This window comes from Oscillospiraceae bacterium, assembly GCA_025758045.1.
Lineage (GTDB): Bacteria > Bacillota > Clostridia > Oscillospirales > Ruminococcaceae > Gemmiger.
The window spans coordinates 858,601-874,802 of the sequence record CP107208.1; the positions used below are offsets into that span (position 1 = coordinate 858,601).

The 16,202-nt window shown below is 58.8% G+C and carries 14 protein-coding genes; 8 read left to right on the forward strand and 6 right to left on the reverse strand.

Translation table 11 applies throughout. The features are described from left to right. The first annotated feature begins 111 nt into the window (after positions 1-111). The 3 genes from OGM81_04150 to OGM81_04160 are packed head-to-tail and all read left to right on the forward strand — an operon-like array spanning position 112 to position 2,131. On the forward strand, positions 112-549 hold the full coding sequence (locus OGM81_04150; protein ID UYJ44335.1) for a radical SAM mobile pair system MarR family transcriptional regulator: 438 nt from the start codon (positions 112-114) through the stop codon (positions 547-549). Further along, positions 546-1,235, forward strand: coding sequence for a radical SAM mobile pair protein A (locus OGM81_04155; GenBank protein UYJ44967.1), 690 nt, complete (start codon positions 546-548; stop codon positions 1,233-1,235). Before OGM81_04150 ends, OGM81_04155 begins: the two co-directional genes overlap by 4 nt. Further along, complete coding sequence (locus OGM81_04160) at positions 1,223-2,131, forward strand: radical SAM mobile pair protein B (GenBank protein UYJ44336.1); 909 nt, start codon at positions 1,223-1,225, stop codon at positions 2,129-2,131. Before OGM81_04155 ends, OGM81_04160 begins: the two co-directional genes overlap by 13 nt. A gap of 358 nt (positions 2,132-2,489) precedes the next feature. Here the strand turns inward: OGM81_04160 and OGM81_04165 are convergent, their stop codons facing one another. Continuing rightward, positions 2,490-3,380, reverse strand: coding sequence for an N-acetylmuramoyl-L-alanine amidase (locus OGM81_04165; protein UYJ44337.1), 891 nt, complete (start codon positions 3,378-3,380; stop codon positions 2,490-2,492). A 280-nt stretch (positions 3,381-3,660) separates the two neighbouring features. On the opposite strand from OGM81_04165, the gene OGM81_04170 reads away from it, so the two are divergent. Next, on the forward strand, positions 3,661-3,921 hold the full coding sequence (locus tag OGM81_04170; protein UYJ44338.1) for an AbrB/MazE/SpoVT family DNA-binding domain-containing protein: 261 nt from the start codon (positions 3,661-3,663) through the stop codon (positions 3,919-3,921). A gap of 247 nt (positions 3,922-4,168) precedes the next feature. On the opposite strand, the gene OGM81_04175 is transcribed toward OGM81_04170, so the two are convergent. Next, positions 4,169-4,867, reverse strand: coding sequence for a helix-turn-helix transcriptional regulator (locus tag OGM81_04175; protein ID UYJ44339.1), 699 nt, complete (start codon positions 4,865-4,867; stop codon positions 4,169-4,171). 303 nt (positions 4,868-5,170) lie between these two features. On the opposite strand from OGM81_04175, the gene OGM81_04180 reads away from it, so the two are divergent. Then, a complete protein-coding gene (locus OGM81_04180; GenBank protein ID UYJ44340.1) occupies positions 5,171-5,824 on the forward strand; it encodes a histidine phosphatase family protein in 654 nt (217 codons plus the stop codon). Between the two features lie 148 nt (positions 5,825-5,972). Here OGM81_04180 and OGM81_04185 read toward each other — a convergent pair whose 3' ends face one another. The 3 genes from OGM81_04185 to OGM81_04195 form a co-directional block, all read right to left on the reverse strand. Next, positions 5,973-7,355: a DUF3048 domain-containing protein gene (locus tag OGM81_04185; protein UYJ44341.1), complete on the reverse strand. Its 1,383-nt coding sequence runs from the start codon at positions 7,353-7,355 to the stop codon at positions 5,973-5,975. A 149-nt stretch (positions 7,356-7,504) separates the two neighbouring features. Next, positions 7,505-8,965: a DUF3048 domain-containing protein gene (locus OGM81_04190; protein UYJ44342.1), complete on the reverse strand. Its 1,461-nt coding sequence runs from the start codon at positions 8,963-8,965 to the stop codon at positions 7,505-7,507. 96 nt (positions 8,966-9,061) lie between these two features. Continuing rightward, positions 9,062-9,559: a hypothetical protein gene (locus OGM81_04195; GenBank protein ID UYJ44343.1), complete on the reverse strand. Its 498-nt coding sequence runs from the start codon at positions 9,557-9,559 to the stop codon at positions 9,062-9,064. A 223-nt stretch (positions 9,560-9,782) separates the two neighbouring features. Here OGM81_04195 and OGM81_04200 point away from each other — a divergent pair, with 223 nt between their 5' ends. The 3 genes from OGM81_04200 (at position 9,783) to OGM81_04210 (ending at position 14,018) form a co-directional block, all read left to right on the forward strand. Next, complete coding sequence (locus OGM81_04200) at positions 9,783-11,873, forward strand: glutamine synthetase III (protein ID UYJ44344.1); 2,091 nt, start codon at positions 9,783-9,785, stop codon at positions 11,871-11,873. Between the two features lie 230 nt (positions 11,874-12,103). After that, a complete protein-coding gene (locus tag OGM81_04205) occupies positions 12,104-13,414 on the forward strand; it encodes a glutamine synthetase family protein (protein UYJ44345.1) in 1,311 nt (436 codons plus the stop codon). Between the two features lie 31 nt (positions 13,415-13,445). Further along, positions 13,446-14,018, forward strand: a complete 573-nt coding sequence (locus OGM81_04210) for an ANTAR domain-containing protein (protein UYJ44346.1) — start codon at positions 13,446-13,448, stop codon at positions 14,016-14,018. 171 nt (positions 14,019-14,189) lie between these two features. Here OGM81_04210 and pulA read toward each other — a convergent pair whose 3' ends face one another. Next, the gene (gene pulA, locus OGM81_04215; GenBank protein ID UYJ44347.1) at positions 14,190-16,118 is read right to left on the reverse strand and encodes a type I pullulanase; all 1,929 of its coding nucleotides are present in this window, start codon (positions 16,116-16,118) and stop codon (positions 14,190-14,192) included. Between the last annotated feature and the right edge of the window lie 84 nt (positions 16,119-16,202).

A 16,202-nucleotide genomic window follows, 5' to 3' on the forward strand; every position in this document is an offset into this window, starting at 1 on the left:
GGTTTGTTTAATTGGACAAATCGGGATTTACTTCTACTTAGACATACAAACTGTTGACAGTAAAACTCCTATATAGTATTATTTGATAAAATACTATATAGGAGTTTTTGTGTGAACATGAATGGCGGATTTCTTGTTACCAAAATAAAACAACTTGGAGATCGAATCTTTGAGAAGATTCTCAGCGAAAAGAATATTGATGCGTTTAACGGAGCCCAAGGGCGTATTCTTTATGTACTGTGGCAGGAAGATGGAATCTCAATCAGGTCACTCTCGATTAAATGTGGATTAGCGATAACTTCTCTTACTACGATGCTGGAAAGAATGGAAAATCAAGGGCTGATAAGACGTGTTCAGTCTGAAACGGACAAAAGGAAAACACTCCTGTTTCTGACTGAAAAAGCACATGCCTTAAAGGGCGAATACGATTCTGTATCTGATAAAATGGGCAGTATTTACTACAAAGGTTTTTCGGAGGAAGAAATTACCCAGTTTGAGGAATGCCTCGACCGCATCAGAAAGAATCTTGAGGAGTGGCAGAAATCATGAGTATTTGTATCAAAGATCAGATTCAAAACATGAATATCGTCATCGGATGTACAGTGGGGTGTGCATATTGCTATGCCCGCAATAATGTGAAACGCTGGCATATGATTGATGACTTTGCTGACCCTGAATTCTTTCCGGGTAAGCTCAAGATGATGGAAAAGAAACGTCCGCAGAACTTTCTTCTTACCGGTATGAGCGATCTTTCCGGCTGGAAGTCAGAATGGAGAGACGAGGTATTTGAAAAAATCCGTGAAAATCCACAGCATCAGTTCCTGTTCCTTACAAAGCGACCAGATCTGCTGGATTTTGATACAGATTTGGAAAACGCATGGTTTGGTGTTACGGTGACGAGGAAAGCCGAACTGTGGCGTATCGACGCCCTTCGGAAAAACATCAGAGCAAAACACTATCATGTTACCTTTGAGCCGCTATTCGACAATCCAGGTTCAGTTGATCTTTCCGGGATCAACTGGATCGTTGTCGGCACTATGACCGGGGCTCAGAGCAGGAAGATTCATACGGAGCCGGAATGGGCATGGTCTCTGACGGATCAGGCTCATATGCTTGACATTCCGGTATTTATGAAGGAAGATCTTGTCCCTATCATAGGGAATGAAAATATGATTCAGGAAATGCCGGATGAATTCAATAAAGTGTTGGAGGTACAGAGTTCATGGCAGAAGTAATAAATGGAATCCTCATTAATGAGGCGGAAACAAAGAACATCATGACCAAGTCCAGTCTGCCGGTAGGCGGTTACTCGGTCAATCCATATGTAGGCTGTACACACGCCTGCAAGTATTGCTATGCTTCTTTTATGAAGCGCTTTACCGGACACAAGGAGGAATGGGGCACTTTCCTTGATGTGAAGCATTGGCCGGAAATTAAGAATCCGAAGAAATATGCCGGACAGCGGGTGGTCATCGGTTCTGTGACAGATGGCTACAATCCACAGGAGGAGCAATTCGGGAATACCAGAAAACTTCTGGAGCAGCTGATCGGCAGTGACGCAGATATTCTGATCTGCACAAAGTCGGATCTTGTGGTACGAGATATTGATCTGCTGAAGAAGCTTGGACGAGTAACCGTTTCATGGTCGATCAACACACTAGATGAAAATTTCAAGAACGATATGGACTCTGCTTCTAGCATTGAGTGCCGTATTGCTGCTATGAAGCAGGTATATGAAGCAGGTATCCGTACAGTCTGTTTCGTATCCCCGGTATTCCCCGGTATCACGGACTTTGAAGCCATCTTTGAGCGGGTAAAGGATCAGTGCGATCTGTTCTGGCTCGAAAATCTCAATCTTCGAGGCGGTTTCAAAAAGACAATTATGGATTATATCGCCGAAAAATATCCTGATCTTGTACCGCTTTACGATGAGATCTATAACAAGCATAACCGCAGCTACTTTGAAGTGCTTGAAGTAAAAGCTGCGGAAATGGCTAAGAAGTATGATTGTCCCTTTGTGGATAATGAAATGCCTTATGGCAGAGTCCCGCAGGGACATCCGGTGATCGTAGATTATTTCTATCATGAGGAAATCCGAGGGACAGAGAATACAGGGAAAAGAAATCGTTAAACAGAAATTTTGTAAGAACTTTGAACGAGGGAGACTCCTTGTCCGAAGGGCAAGAAGGTGCAACCGCGAAGATTTAGAACAATTCCAGTTTGTATGGGTGACTGACCGTTTGAGATTTGGCGGTTGTTTGTGTTGGTTTGTAGGGAGGGGTCTTGATCCCTCCACGGGCGATAACGCAAGGCCCGTCCGGGGCGTCGAGGACGCCGTCCCCTACATCTAAATTTTATGTTTGCAACAAAAGACGCAACGTGTTGTAATGAAAAGTGCTTAGGAGGGGTCAAGCCCCCTCCCTACAGTGCCGATTTGCAAGGGCATTATAAAAGGGTGTCACCGCATGGTGGTGACACCCTTTTGCTGTTTATTCAAAAAAATCAATGATACACTGGTAATACAGTTCCGCCGCCTGTTCACAGGCGGAGTCGGTGCATAGGGCGGCGCGGTCGGATGCGTTGGTGATGAAGCCCTCCTCCACCAGCACGGCGGGGCAGCCGCAGTCCTCCAAAACCGTAAAGGTCGGGTCGGAACGCACTGTCGTGTCCGACGATTCCGCGACTACGCGGGTGTTGTTGGCGTCAAAATATAAGTACCGCACGCCGTCCCAGCCCCGCAGGGTCAGGCCCAGCTGGTCCCGGAAAGCCGCTGTCACAAGCCGGCCGAACCGCACGCTCTCGGCGTTGGCGGCCAGGGCGGGCGGCGCGGCGTAACATTCCAGCCCGTTGGTTGCGGCGCTGGCATCGCTGTTTAAATGGATGGACAGCAGCAGGTCGGCCCCGGCTGCTTTGGCTGCGGCGGCACGCTCGCTGGGCTTCAGGTAGGTGCTGCCGTCGGCGGTCAGCAGGGGCGCAAAGCGGCCATCCGCCGCCAGTTTCTCGTACAGCAGTTGGGCGGTGCACAGTGTGACGTCGCTCTCCCGCACGCCGTCGGCCTCACTGCCCCAGTCCTCGGCCCCGATGTTGGGGTTGATACCCCCGTGCCCGGGGTCGATGGCCACCACATACTGCCCCGGCGCGGCGGGCTGGGCGGTCGGCTCCGCTTGCGCGGGCGTATCAGCGGGCGCCGCAACGGGCTGCGGCTCGGCGCTGGCGTGCAGGGGGCTGCCGCCGTACAGCACTATCGCCACGGCCCCGGACACCAGCAGCACAGCCGCCGCATACAGCAGCCGCCGCACCATTTTGGCCCGGCGTTTGCGGCGGCAGCGGCGCTGCATTTCCCGCGTGGGCTGCCTGGTTCGTGCGGTTTTGGTTACCATACCGGATTCCCCCTTTTGCGTATAGGTGCATTGTACAGGGGGGATGTTACAGGGTTGTGTCAGTTTTGTAACAAGGCTGGCCCTTTTTGCGGAAACCGGCGGGAAATTGTCAGCCTGTGTCGAGCGATTGCCGGGAAAATTAAAATGGCAAATATTGACAGTTTTACCAATGTCTCGTATAATAACTACAGATTGTTGGGCCAGCCGTCACAGACCACCAGCAATGCCAAATATAATGCAAATTTTTTGGGGAATGTAAGAAAATAGAGGAGGAATCTTTATGATTTCTACAGGAATTATTCGCAGTATCGACAGTTTGGGACGCGTTGTGCTGCCTAAGGAACTGCGCCGCACCTTTGAGATCACCACCGATACGCCGCTGGAGATCATGACCGAGGGCGATGCCATCCTGCTGCGCAAGTACCGCCCCGCCGATGCCTGCGTCCTGTGCGGCCAGGTATCCCCCGGCTCGGTACAGCTGTACGGAAAAACCGTCTGCCCCGCCTGCCAGAGAGCATTGGCCGAAAAGGAGCAGGGATGACCTACTTTCTTTGCAAAGAAAGTAGGCAAAGAAACTTTCAATAGTTTTACACGCAAAGGGGATATAAGGAAAAGCCATTCACTCTTTTGTAGGGGGTGCTGCTTGCATCGCCCCGCAAGTGCTGCCATACCGGCGGGCCGATGACGAGCATCGGCCCCTACAATTTTCTTCCTGGCATAATACGTACAAAAACCGGGCAGGCCCTTTTGGTGTTGGGGTCTGCCCGGCTGCGTTTCTTATGGATGGCTCACTCCGCCGGGTGCAGCGCACGCATGGATTCCTCGGCGTTTTTCACCAGGTTCAACAGGCTTGTCGCGTGGCGGGGGTAGTCCTGGGTCAGGCGCTCGGTGCTTAACGAGAGCGTCGCCGGGTCCAGGCTGTCCTTGCCTCCGTCCTCGCCGGTCAGGGCGGCAGCCAGCTCGGCTTCGGCCACGTGCATGGCGGCGTCGGCATTGCCCTGCCACCGCGCCGCGCCGACACGGAACATGCCAACCGCATTTTTTGGCGATGCATCGTACAAGCGTCGGAACACTTTGTACACAGCCAGCATCAAATACTGGCTGATCTGGATGACCAGCTGCTTATCCTTGCTTTCCTGCAGCTTGTCGTACAAAATATCCAGCGAATTTTCGATGAGCTTTTTGTACATTGTGGGCAGCACACTGCCGCGGTAGACGCTGCCACTGGTGCTGGCGCCGGTTTCCGGCAGGTCGGCCACGCTGATGGTCTGGCCGCTGCGGTCGGCACTGCGGCCCAGCAGGTAATCGCAGCTGACGCCGTAATAATCAGCTACCTGTACCACAAATGCCAGGCTGCACTCCCGGATGCCTTTCTCGTAATGGGACAGCTGCGCCTGGCTGATGCCCAGGTCCGCCGCCGCCTGCTTTTGGGTGATGCCGCGTTCTTTGCGCAGCAGCGCAAGAATACGGTTGAACTCGCTTGCCATATAATTCCTCTTTCACACCGTCATTTCTCGGTGTACATACTACGTGATGTATATTATATCCGCAAAAAAACGCTTTGTAAACCCGTGTTTCGACGGTGTTTTCGGCCCGAAAACAGAGCAGGATTTTTATGTCCCCATAATTTGGGCCAGCCCCGCCCCGCCGGGTATAAATATTGTGGGCGAAAAAATACAGCCCGTTATATTCCGCCTATTTTGTAACTGAATTGTAACCATTTATCGTTGTCAAAAGCGCTATTTTGCGGTATCCTTTTATAATACAGATACAGAAAGTGAGATATTGCTTTGAAATATTACAAACTGCATTTAATCCGGCACGGCCTGACGGAGGGAAACCTGAAAGGCCTGTATATTGGCAGCGGCAGCGACCTGCCCCTGTGTGCGGAGGGCCGCGCCCAGCTGAAAACGCTGAAAAAGGATTTTGACTACCCGCAGGTGCCGCTGGTGTTTACCAGCCCGATGCTGCGCGCCACCCAGACGGCGGAGATCTTATTCCCCGGTGTGCGGCAGATCGAGCTGCACGATTTGCGGGAGATGGCCTTTGGCAAGTTTGAGGGCAAGCCCCTGCAGCAGTTGGTGAAGGACCCGGAGTTCGCCCAGTGGATGGACCCGACCAGCCGCACGGTGCCCCAGGGTGCCGAGGACCGGCAGATGTTCTTTAACCGCACCTCGGCCATGCTGATGAAGATGTTCGAGTACATGCTCAAGACCCACACCGAGGAGGCCGCCTGCGTGACCCACGGCGGTGTCATCATGAACATGCTGTCTCAGCACGCCCTGCCCTTCCGCAAGCCGGAGGAGTGGATGACCGACCCGGGCGCAGGTTACAGTGTGCGTCTGGACGCCGAAATGTGGATGCGCGACCACCTCGCTGAAGCCTACGACGTCGTCCCCCACGGCTATCTGGATGCGTTTGAGCAGCAAGAAGAGCAGGGCTAAGCAGCGAGAGCTCTCGTCCTTTTCTTATAAGAAAAGGACCAAAAGAATTTTTAATTAAAAATGCGTGGTACGGTCGCAGACCGTACCACGCATTTTTGTTTAGAATTTCTTTGGTTCTTTCTTTGTAAAGAAAGAACAAGAACCCCCGTTATTCAGCCTGTCCATCCTGTTGTTCACCCGCCGCCAGAATGGCGTTGAGGGCGTCGACGTTGGCCTGGGCGTTGTCGCGGGCGGTGATGAGGTCCTGGTTTTCCGGGTCGGCATCCAGGGCGGCCTGGGCTTCTTCCAGGGCAGCCTGGGCGTCCGGCAGTTCTGCCTGGGCGCGGGCCAGTTCGGTTTCAGCGCTGGCGGCTTCCTGGGCGGCGTTGTAGTCAGCCTCGGCGGCGGCAGCGGCTTCATCCGAGATGCCGCTTTCCAGCAGGGCCGGTTTGTCCGGCAGGGTCTGGGCGGAGCCATCGGCGGCGGTCAGGGAGATGCTCTGGCCGTAGTAGCCGCCCCAGATGGCGATGAAGCTCTTGCCCGGGCTGACCACCAGGGTCTCGCCCGCCTCGTTGGTGATGGCAAAGGGGCCGGTGGCATCCTCCTTGGTCCAGTTGATGCGCTCCCACGCGCCGCCGTGGAGGTACAGGCCGGTGCCTGCGGTCATATCGTACTGGCGGGTATAGCCGTCGTCCTTAATGCCGCTGGAGGCATAGAACACGAACACGTTGGTGAATCCCACCTGCTGGCCGTTGTCGGCATCCTGCACCGGGCTGCCGTCGCCGTTGGAGAGCGCGTACAGGCCCGTGCCGGTGTCATAGTTCAGGCAATCGGTGTCGTCCGGCGAGAAAGTGATGGTCAGGTTCATGCCGCTGCGGTCGGCAGGATCCACCGCCGGGCGCTCGCCAAACTGGAAAAGCGGCGTGTTATCGCCGTTCAGCGAAACACCGTAGCTGGCCAGGCCGCTGTTGATGAGCTCGGCGGTGGTGTACCAGCAGTTTTCCTCGGCGTAGCCAGCGTTCTGGCGGTCCTGGTCAAAGGCGAAGGCCGTCTTGCCGATGTGGTAGCCGTCCAGGTCCTGGTAGGCCAGGGTGTTGAGCAGGTTGCTGGCGTAGATGTTTTTATCGATGTGCACCGGCACGGCGTTGAGGGGCAGGGCCACCTGCAGCAGCAGGTCGCGGGCCGGGCCGACGGGGCCTGCTTTGGCGATGCTGTCCGGGTTGGCGTACAGCGCCATCAGGCTGGCTGTGGTGCCCTCGGTCACGCCCTCCACCAGCACGTCGGCAGAGGCAATGCCCCACTGCGGGGTGCTGCCGGTCATGTTGCGCAGGGTGACGGCCACCGGACGCTTGCCGGTATAGTCAGCGTCGGCCGCACCGGTAAGCGGGTTGGCCGCCGGGGGCGCGGGGGTCGGCTCCGGGGTAGCTTCCGGTTCGGAAGCAGCCGAATCCGACGATGCAGCGTCGGAAGATGCAGCATTATTGGCACAGCCGCCCAGCAGCAGCGATGCCAGCAGGGCAGCAGACAGGCTGAGTGCCTGGAATTTTCTCATATACTTTCCTCTCTGATGGTTTTAGTTTGTAGATGCTGAGAAAGCCTCCCTCCCAGAGGGGGCCTTTCGCAGCGTGCCTACAATACTTCAAAAAGGGACAGCGCTTCCCCGCCGCCTGGGCGGGCTGCGCTGTCCCTGGAGTGCGTGGGTTATTCGGCAGGGGTCTCTTCGCCGTCGGCGGAAGGCTCAACGTGCTCCTCGCCGCCGGTGGTATCCCCGGTGGTTTCTTCGCTGCCGGTGGTGTCCTCGGTGTTGCTCTCGCCGGAGGTGGTGTCCTCGGCCTCGCCGGCGCCGGTGGCGTTGTTGGTCAGGTCGTCGGTGGACATGCCCAGGGTGTCGCCGGCCTTGGCGTCATCCTCCACATAGCTGCGCTCGTAGGTCACGGTGGTGGCGCTGCTCAGGTCAACGCCGTCCAGCTTGCTGTGCACGAAGTTGCCGGCAAAGTCCACATCGGTCACGGCCACGTAGCTCTTGCCGGTGTTGATCTCCACAGGGGTGTCGCTGCACTGGCCGTCCTCGGTCAGGTAGTACAGGCGCAGGGCCTCCAGCGGGGTGCCCTTCTGCCAGTAGATCTTCTCGCACTTGCCGCCGTAGCAGTAGTAGCCGATGCCGCCCCAGGCGTACTCCGCATACTGCAGGTCCTTGGCCTCGTGGCCGGGGTAGGTGTGGATGTCGGTGTACAGCACGATGACGTTGGGGAAGGTCAGCACCTTGTTATCGGCGGCTTCATCCACGGTATCGCGCCACTGGCCGTCGGAGTAGTTCTGCTGCATCTTGTAGGTGTTGGAAGCAGAATCATAGATGAAGCGGGTCTTGTAGGACTGGCTGTGGACGATCTCGACATACTCGCCGTCACCGACCACGGGGCCGTACTTATCGCTGTAAGCGCTGTCGATGCTGTTGGACAGGTCGCGGGTGGTGCCCAGGCGGTAGTCCACAAAGTTGAAGAAGGTGGAGTTGTAGGTCTTGTTCATGTCCACCTTGTTGTTGTCGATGTACTCCTGGATGTTGTCGGAGTTGGTGTACATCGTGTGCTCCAGCGCCAGGGTGCCGTTGTTGTAGCTCTTGCCGGCCCAGTTGACGCGGCCGTAGTCGCGGTAGCCGTTGGCGCCGTCGTTGTTGTTCAGGTTGCCGTAGCTGAAGTCGATGGCATACTGCTGCATGACAACGGACTGGCCCTCGTGGATATACAGGGCCTGCCAGGGCAGGATGAGGCGGAAGAACTGGTCACGGCCGGAGCGGACAGGGCCGATCTCACCGATGGTCTTGTAGTCGGTGAACACAGGCATAAAGCGGGTGATGCCGCCCTCGACCTTGATCTCGAAGAGGATGTCCGCCTTGGACAGGCCGCGCTGGGGGCGGGCTGCCACGATGTTGTTGACCATCACGGAGGTGATGCGCTGGCCTTCGGGGTAATCAGCACCCTTGGGCTCGCCGGTCAGCACGTTGGCTTCGTAGGGCGGCAGGGTCGGCTCCGGGGTAGCCTCCGGCCCGGCAGAGGATGTTGCCGTGGAGGCGGGGGTGGAGATGGTGTCATCCGATTTTTTGCAGGCCGCCAGCAGCACGCACAGCGACAGCAGCGCCGTCAGGACTAAGAGCTTGCGTTTCATTCACAGTTCCCCTTTTCGGTTTTTTAGTTACTTATTATTGTATCCGTTTTGTTACCGTTTGTAAAGCCGGGCGGCAAGATTTTACAAATATAAGGTTCAACCGCCAAGCCGGGTCTGCTGCCAGTAGTCGCCCATGCTGCTGCCGGGCTTGCCAGTGCACTCGTCGCTGAGGTAGTCCCCCAGGCCGACGGCGGCGGGGTCCCAGGCGAGGGCCTGGGCCTCGGTCTTGTACTCCACCTCGGCATACCAGAACGCCGTGGGCAGGCCCTTGTCCACGCAGTTGACTTCCAGGGTCAGGCCGTCGGGCAGCCGATAGCTGCGGCGTTCCTTTTTAATAAGGGGCTTGCCGATGAGGTGCTCCAGTCTGGCGAACAGGTCTGCATCGATTTCGGTTTCAATTTCCTCGCGGCTTAAAGTGCCCGCACCCTTAAAGCAAAGCACCAGCGCGGTGCGGCCGCCCTGCAATGCCTCGCGGCGGATGCGCACCGTGGGGCGCACACTGATATAGCCCTGGTCCATCTGATAAGTCTCGGTCAGCGGGAAGCTTTTCTCATCCGGCCAGTTTGTGACCATCCATTTGCGTTCGATTTCCATGGGGACCCCTCCTTATTATAGTAAAAGTATACCACAATTCGTCCCCCGCGCACAGTTCACAAAACATCCAGTTTTCCACTTAAAGTCGTTCCTGTTTTCGTCACATCGCCAGTTGCAATTTAGCGATGCACAACGTATAATAAAGGCATAACAGCAAGGGCGCTGCGAATGTGTTTTCGCAGCGTCCTTTTTCTGTAATTAGGTACATAAAGGAGTAAGAAGTATGGCAGCAACCGTTATGGAACTTTACGGCAGCAAAGTTTTCAACGAGCATGAGATGCGTGAGCGTCTGCCCAGCTCTACCTACAAAAGCCTGAAGGCGACGATCGAGAAGGGCCAGCCCCTCGACCTGGAGGTCGCCAACGTCGTGGCCAGCGTGATGAAGCGCTGGGCGATCGAGCAGGGCGCCACCCATTACACCCACTGGTTCCAGCCGTTGACCGGCATCACCAGTGAGAAACACGACGGCTTTGTCAGCCCCCAGCCGGATGGCACCGCCATCATGGAGTTCTCCGGTAAGGAGCTCATCAAGGGCGAGCCGGATGCTTCCTCCTTCCCCTCCGGCGGCCTGCGCGCCACCGCTGAGGCCCGCGGCTACACCGCCTGGGACCCCACCAGCTACGCTTTCGTAAAGGACGACACGCTGTGCATCCCCACCGCGTTCTGCTCCTACACCGGCGAGGCACTGGACAAGAAGACCCCGCTGCTGCGCTCGATGCAGGCCATCTCCGACCAGGCCTGCCAGGTGCTGCATCTGTTCGGCAAGGACGTGCCCCGCGTGGCTACCACCGTCGGCCCCGAGCAGGAGTACTTCCTCATCAAGAAAGAGGACTACGACAAGCGCCTTGACCTGGTGCTGACCGGCCGCACGCTGTTCGGCTCTGCCCCGTCCAAGGGCCAGGAGCTGGAGGAGCACTACTTCGGCACCATCCGCCCCATCGTTTCCGAGTTCATGAAGGACCTGGACCAGGAGCTGTGGAAGCTGGGCGTGCCCGCCAAGACCAAGCACAACGAGGTCGCCCCCTGCCAGCATGAGCTGGCCCCCATCTACGACACCACCAATGTCGCCATCGACCACAACCTGCTGACGATGGAGATGATGAAGAAGATCGCCAGCAAGCACGGCCTGGTCTGCCTGCAGCACGAGAAGCCTTTTGAGGGCGTGAACGGCAGCGGCAAGCACAACAACTGGTCCATCAGCACCAAGAGCGAGAACCTGCTGGACCCCGGCGATACCCCGATGGAGAACCTGCAGTTCATGGTGTTCCTGTCCGCCGTTATCAAGGCGGTTGACGAGTACGCCGACCTGCTGCGCACCTCCGTCGCCACCCCGGGCAACGACCACCGCCTGGGCGCCAACGAGGCACCCCCGGCCATCATTTCCATCTTCGTGGGCGAGGAGCTGGAGGCTGTCATCGACGCCGTCTGCACCGATTCTCCCTACGCCGGTCCCGTCAAGATGAAGATGGACCTGGGCGTCGACGTCCTGCCCAAGTTCAGCAAGGACACCACCGACCGCAACCGTACCTCCCCCTTCGCCTTCACCGGCAACAAGTTTGAGTTCCGTATGCCCGGCTCGGCCGAGAACCTGTCCGACGCCAACACCATCCTGAACACCGCCGTTGCCAAGGCGCTGAAGGAGTTCGTGGCCGAGACTTCCGGCGCTGCCGACTTTGAGTGCGCAGCCGCTGCCTGGGTCAAGAAGACGCTGAACGCCCACCGCCGTGTGATCTTCAACGGCAACGGCTACAGCGAAGCCTGGGAAGCCGAGGCCGAGCGCCGCGGCCTGCCCAACCGCAAGTGCACCCCGGACGCCATGATCGCCCTGAAGGACGAGAAGAACATCGAACTGATGGAGGAATTCGGCGTCCTGACCAAGACCGAGATGCTCAGCCGCTACGAGGTTGAGATGGAGCACTACTCCAAGATCCTCAACATCGAGGCCCGCACCATGCTGAAGATCGCCAACAAGCAGCTGATCCCCGCCGCTTCCGCCTACATGGGCGAGCTGGCCAGCTCTGCCGCCGCCAAGGCCGCCGCTGTGGAGGGCATCTCCACCAAGGCCGAGAGCAAGGTGCTGGTCGCGCTTAGCAAATACACCGATGAGATGTCCGATGCCGCCGACGACCTGAAGGCCGTGACCGACAAGGTCAGCGACATGGACAACGAAGCCGCCAAGGCCCACGCCTTCCACGACGAGGTCATCCCCGCCATGGACCGTCTGCGTGCCGCCGCCGACCAGGCCGAAGAACTGGTCGACGAGGACTTCTGGCCGCTGCCGTGCTACTCTCGTATGTTGTTTTATACCGAGTAATACCTCGGTATAAAACAACAGGCCGGAGCGAAGAGCGAAGGCCGCTTCCTCTGCTGTCGGCCCGCGAACGCGGGTTTGCGGCGAAGCAGAGGATTCCTTAATCACGCCATTCTCCTTTTCCTATTTCTTACACCAGCTCGAAAGGCCCGCCCCAACCCGGTGGGCCTTTCGAGTATGTCCGCCTCTAATTGGCTCCCCTGGAGGGGAGCCTTTATCCAAGGAGGTTCCCCATGAAACGTACCGCACAAGACATCCTCAATTTTGTCGAGGATAACGACGTCAAGTTCGTCAAGCTGACGTTCTGCGACATCTTCGGCAACCAGAAAAACGTCTCGCTGTTTGCCAGCGAGCTGCCCCGCGCGTTCGAGCAGGGCATCAGCTTCGACGGCTCGTCCATCGCCGGGTTCATGAACATCGAGGAGAGCGACCTCATCCTCTGGCCCGACCCGGACACCGCCACCGTGCTGCCCTGGCGCCCCGCCGAGGGCCGCGTCATGCGCATGTACTGCGACATCACCCTGCCCGACGGCAAGCCCTTTGAGGGCAACTGCCGTGGCTACCTGCAAAGCGTGGTCAAGCGCGCCCGCGCCATGGGCCTGACCGTCAACGTGGGCTGCGAGTGCGAGTTTTATCTGTTCGAGACGGACGAAAACGGCAATCCTACGCATATTCCGCTGGACCACGGCGGCTATTTTGACATCCCGCCGCTGGACAAGGGCGAGAACCTGCGCCGCGACATCTGCCTGTCCATCGAGGAGATGGGCCTGCAGCCCGAGCACAGCCACCACGAAAGCGGTCCGGGCCAGAACGAGGTCTGCTTCCGCTATGCCCCGGCGCTGAAATCCGCCGATAATTTAAACACTTTTAAAAGTGCTGTCAAAGCCATTGCCGCCCGCAACGGCCTGTATGCCAGCTTTATGCCAAAGCCCCTGCACGACCAGAGCGGCAACGGCCTGCATGTAAATATGTCTCTTGTCCGGGACGGCAAAAACCTGTTTGAGGGCGACCTAACCCCCGACAGCGAGGCCGGGTATTTCGTGGCGGGCATCCTGGCCCACGCCCGGGAGCTGACAGCTTTCTGCAATCCGGTGCCCAATTCCTACGCCCGGCTGGGCGCCAACGAAGCCCCGCTGTATGTGAGCTGGAGCCGCCAGAACCGCAGCCAGCTGGTGCGCCTGCCCAGCGCCAGCGGCGACCTGTGCCGTGTGGAGCTGCGCGGGCCTGACCCTGCCGGCAACCCCTATCTCGTTATAGGGTTGATTTTGGCTGCCGGGTTGGACGGCATTGCGAACAAACTGCCCCTGCCGGAGCCGGTGAACCGCAACCTGTTCCACCCCAGCGCAGCCGTTGGTTTGGAGAGCCTGCCCCACAGTTTGCGGGAGGCCATCACCGTGGCGGCCCAGAGCGACTTTATCGCCGCCGAGCTGCCGCTGGCCCTGCAGAACAAATATTTTGAGTACCAGACCCAGCTTTGCCACGGCTACGAGAACGCCCCCGACCCCGCCGTTTGGGAACGCACCCATGGATTTTTGGTGATTTGACACCTATTTACACGGAAAGGGGGGCGTACCCATGCCACGAGCGCTGATCGTATCAGCGGGCAACAATGCTAACGAATACCTGGCCCGGCACATGGCTGATTTGGGCTACACCCGCCCCGCGATGGTTGCCAGCGGCGGCGAGGCGCGCCGCCAGATGGACGCCAAGGACTTTGAGGTCATCGTCATCAACACGCCATTGCCGGATGAGTTCGGCCATGAGCTGGGCACCGATGCCGTGACCAAGACCGACGCGGGCGTCATCCTGCTGACCAAGACCGCCACCGCCGACCAGATCGCCGACAAATTGCAGGAGTTCGGCGTGCTGGTGCTGGGTAAACCGTTCACCGGGGCGCAGTTCCGGCAGGCCGTGCAGCTGGCCGCCAGCAACTACAAGCGCCTGGCTGTGCTGCGGGCCGAAAACGCCAAGCTGCTGGATAAGATCGCGCAGCTGCGCCTGGTGGACCGTGCCAAGTGCTACCTGATTGAGAAAAAGCACTACACCGAGACCGAGGCCCATCGTCTGATCGAAAAAATGGCCATGGACACCCGCCGCCCCCGCGGCGAGATCGCCCAGGAAATTTTGGAAGAGGACGACGAGGAATAATTTCAAATAAAAAGGCTCCCCTGGAGGGGAGCTGTCACCGATAGGTGACTGAGGGGTGGCCCTTGTGCGGAGTAATTGCATCCACACAGCGTTGGCCAAAGTAGCCACCCCTCACCCGCTGGCGCGGGAGCTCCCCTCAAGGGGAGCCTTTATTTGCTGCTATTTTTTATGTCACTGTTCCAGCCTCAGCACCGTCACGCTCACCGGCGGCAGCTCCATGGCATCGCGATAGATCGGGCCAAAGGGGTTCGTACCGGCGTGCACGCCGTCGGCCAGCTTGCGCCAGCTGCCGATGGGCAGGCTGACCCACTGGTGGGTGCGCTCGGGGTTGTAGTAGACGACCACCACATCCTTGGGGTCGGGGCTTTCGGGGATGAACCCGATGAGCCACCCCTGCAGTGCCAGCACAAAGGGCTGCGGCTCGCCGTAGGCCCCGGCAATGCGGGCGCAGGTGCGGCGGATGGCCAGCATACCGCGATAAAATGCCGTTAATGCGGCAAATTCCGGGCGGTGCGCCCGCGTCCAGTCCAGCTTGTTGGTCTCCAGCGGGCCTTTGTAGCTGTTGTGGTCGCCGTGCTTGGTGCGGCCCCACTCCTCGCCCGCCTGCATAAAGGGCAGGCCCTGGCAGGTCAGGTAGATGCCCGCCGCCAGACGGTTCTGCGCCAGCAGCTCGGCATCGGGGGCGTCGTAGTCCCTGCGGCGGCCCACCGCCGCCAGCTTGTCCCACAGGGTCAGGTTGTCGTGGGCGGAGATGTACTGCACCACCTGCCCGGCCTGGCGGGGCCAGTAGCCGTGCTGGCCGCCGCGCCACGCGCCGATGCTGTGCAGCACCTCGTAACCGTGTTGGAGTGCGCCGTTCACGTAGCCGGCGTTGCCCGCGTCAAAGACATTGCCCTTGATGGAATCCCGCGTGTCATCGCAGAAAAAGCCGATGCGGTCGCTCAGCACGTCCAGGGCGCGCTTGTCCGCCGGGCGGGCGCCGCCCTCAAAGTTGGTACTGCCGCCCTGCCACGGCTCGCCGTAAAGCAAGATGTCCTGCCCGCCGGGCAAAGCATCCAGCGCGGCGCGGATGGCGTTCATCGTGCCGGCGTCTTCCAGCGCCATCAAATCAAAGCGGAAGCCGTCGATGTGGTAGGTCTGCGCCCAATAAAGTATCGAATCCACGATGTATTTCCGCACCATGGGCCGCTCGCTGGCCAGGTCGCAGCCGCAGCCGGAACCGTTGGTCATCTGGTCGTTGGGCCAGCGGCGGTTCCAGTAACCGGGCACGGTGCGCTCCAGGTTGCTGTCGCTGTGGTAGGTGTGGTTGTACACCACGTCCATCACCACGCCCAGCCCGGCGCGGTGCAGCGCGGCCACCATGGCGCGGCACTCCCGCACGCGCACCTCGCCGTGGAACGGGTCGGTGGCGAAGCTGCCCTCGGGCACATTGTAGTTTTGGGGGTCGTAGCCCCAGTTGTAGCCGCCGTCGGGGCGGGATTCGTCCACGGTCTCGTAGTCGAAAATGGGCTGCAGCTGCACGTGGCTGACGCCCAGATCTTTCAGGTAGTTCAGGCAGGTGGGGTGCATGCCGTCGCCGTCCAGCGTGGTGTCCCCGGGTACGAAGCCCATGAATTTGCCGCGGTATTCGGCGGGCACACCGCTGTGTTCGTCGGCGGAAAAGTCCGCCACGTGTACCTCCCACACGCTGCGGGCGTGGGGCGGGATGACCGGGCGCTTGTCCTCGGCCCAGCCCTCGGGGGCTGCGGCGTCCAGGTCCAGCACCATGGCGCGCTGCCCGTTGGCCCCGGCCGTGCGGGCGTAGGGGTCAACGGCATCGGCGGTGCGGCCGTCGTGGAATTGCAGGTGGTAGAGGTAGTAGGTGTTTTTCCAGTCGCCGGAAAGCGTCAGGCTCCACACGCCGTCCCGCTCCCACTGCAAATGATGTGCGCCCAGGTGGTGGGCGTTTGGCTCGGCGTCGGTGCCGGTGGCAAACAGCTCCACCGTGACGGCCGCCGCCGTGGGGGCCCACAGCTTAAAGGTGGTAGCCGCAGGCGTGTAGTTGGCACCCAGGTCGGTGCCGTTATAGTAAGGCAGTTCGCAGGCTTGCTGCCAATTCATGTGCAATCGCTCCTTAAGCTTGTGCAAGATGCTTTCATTATACCTGATTCCCCGCCCGTGCGCAACCGTTTCCGAGCGAAAGCG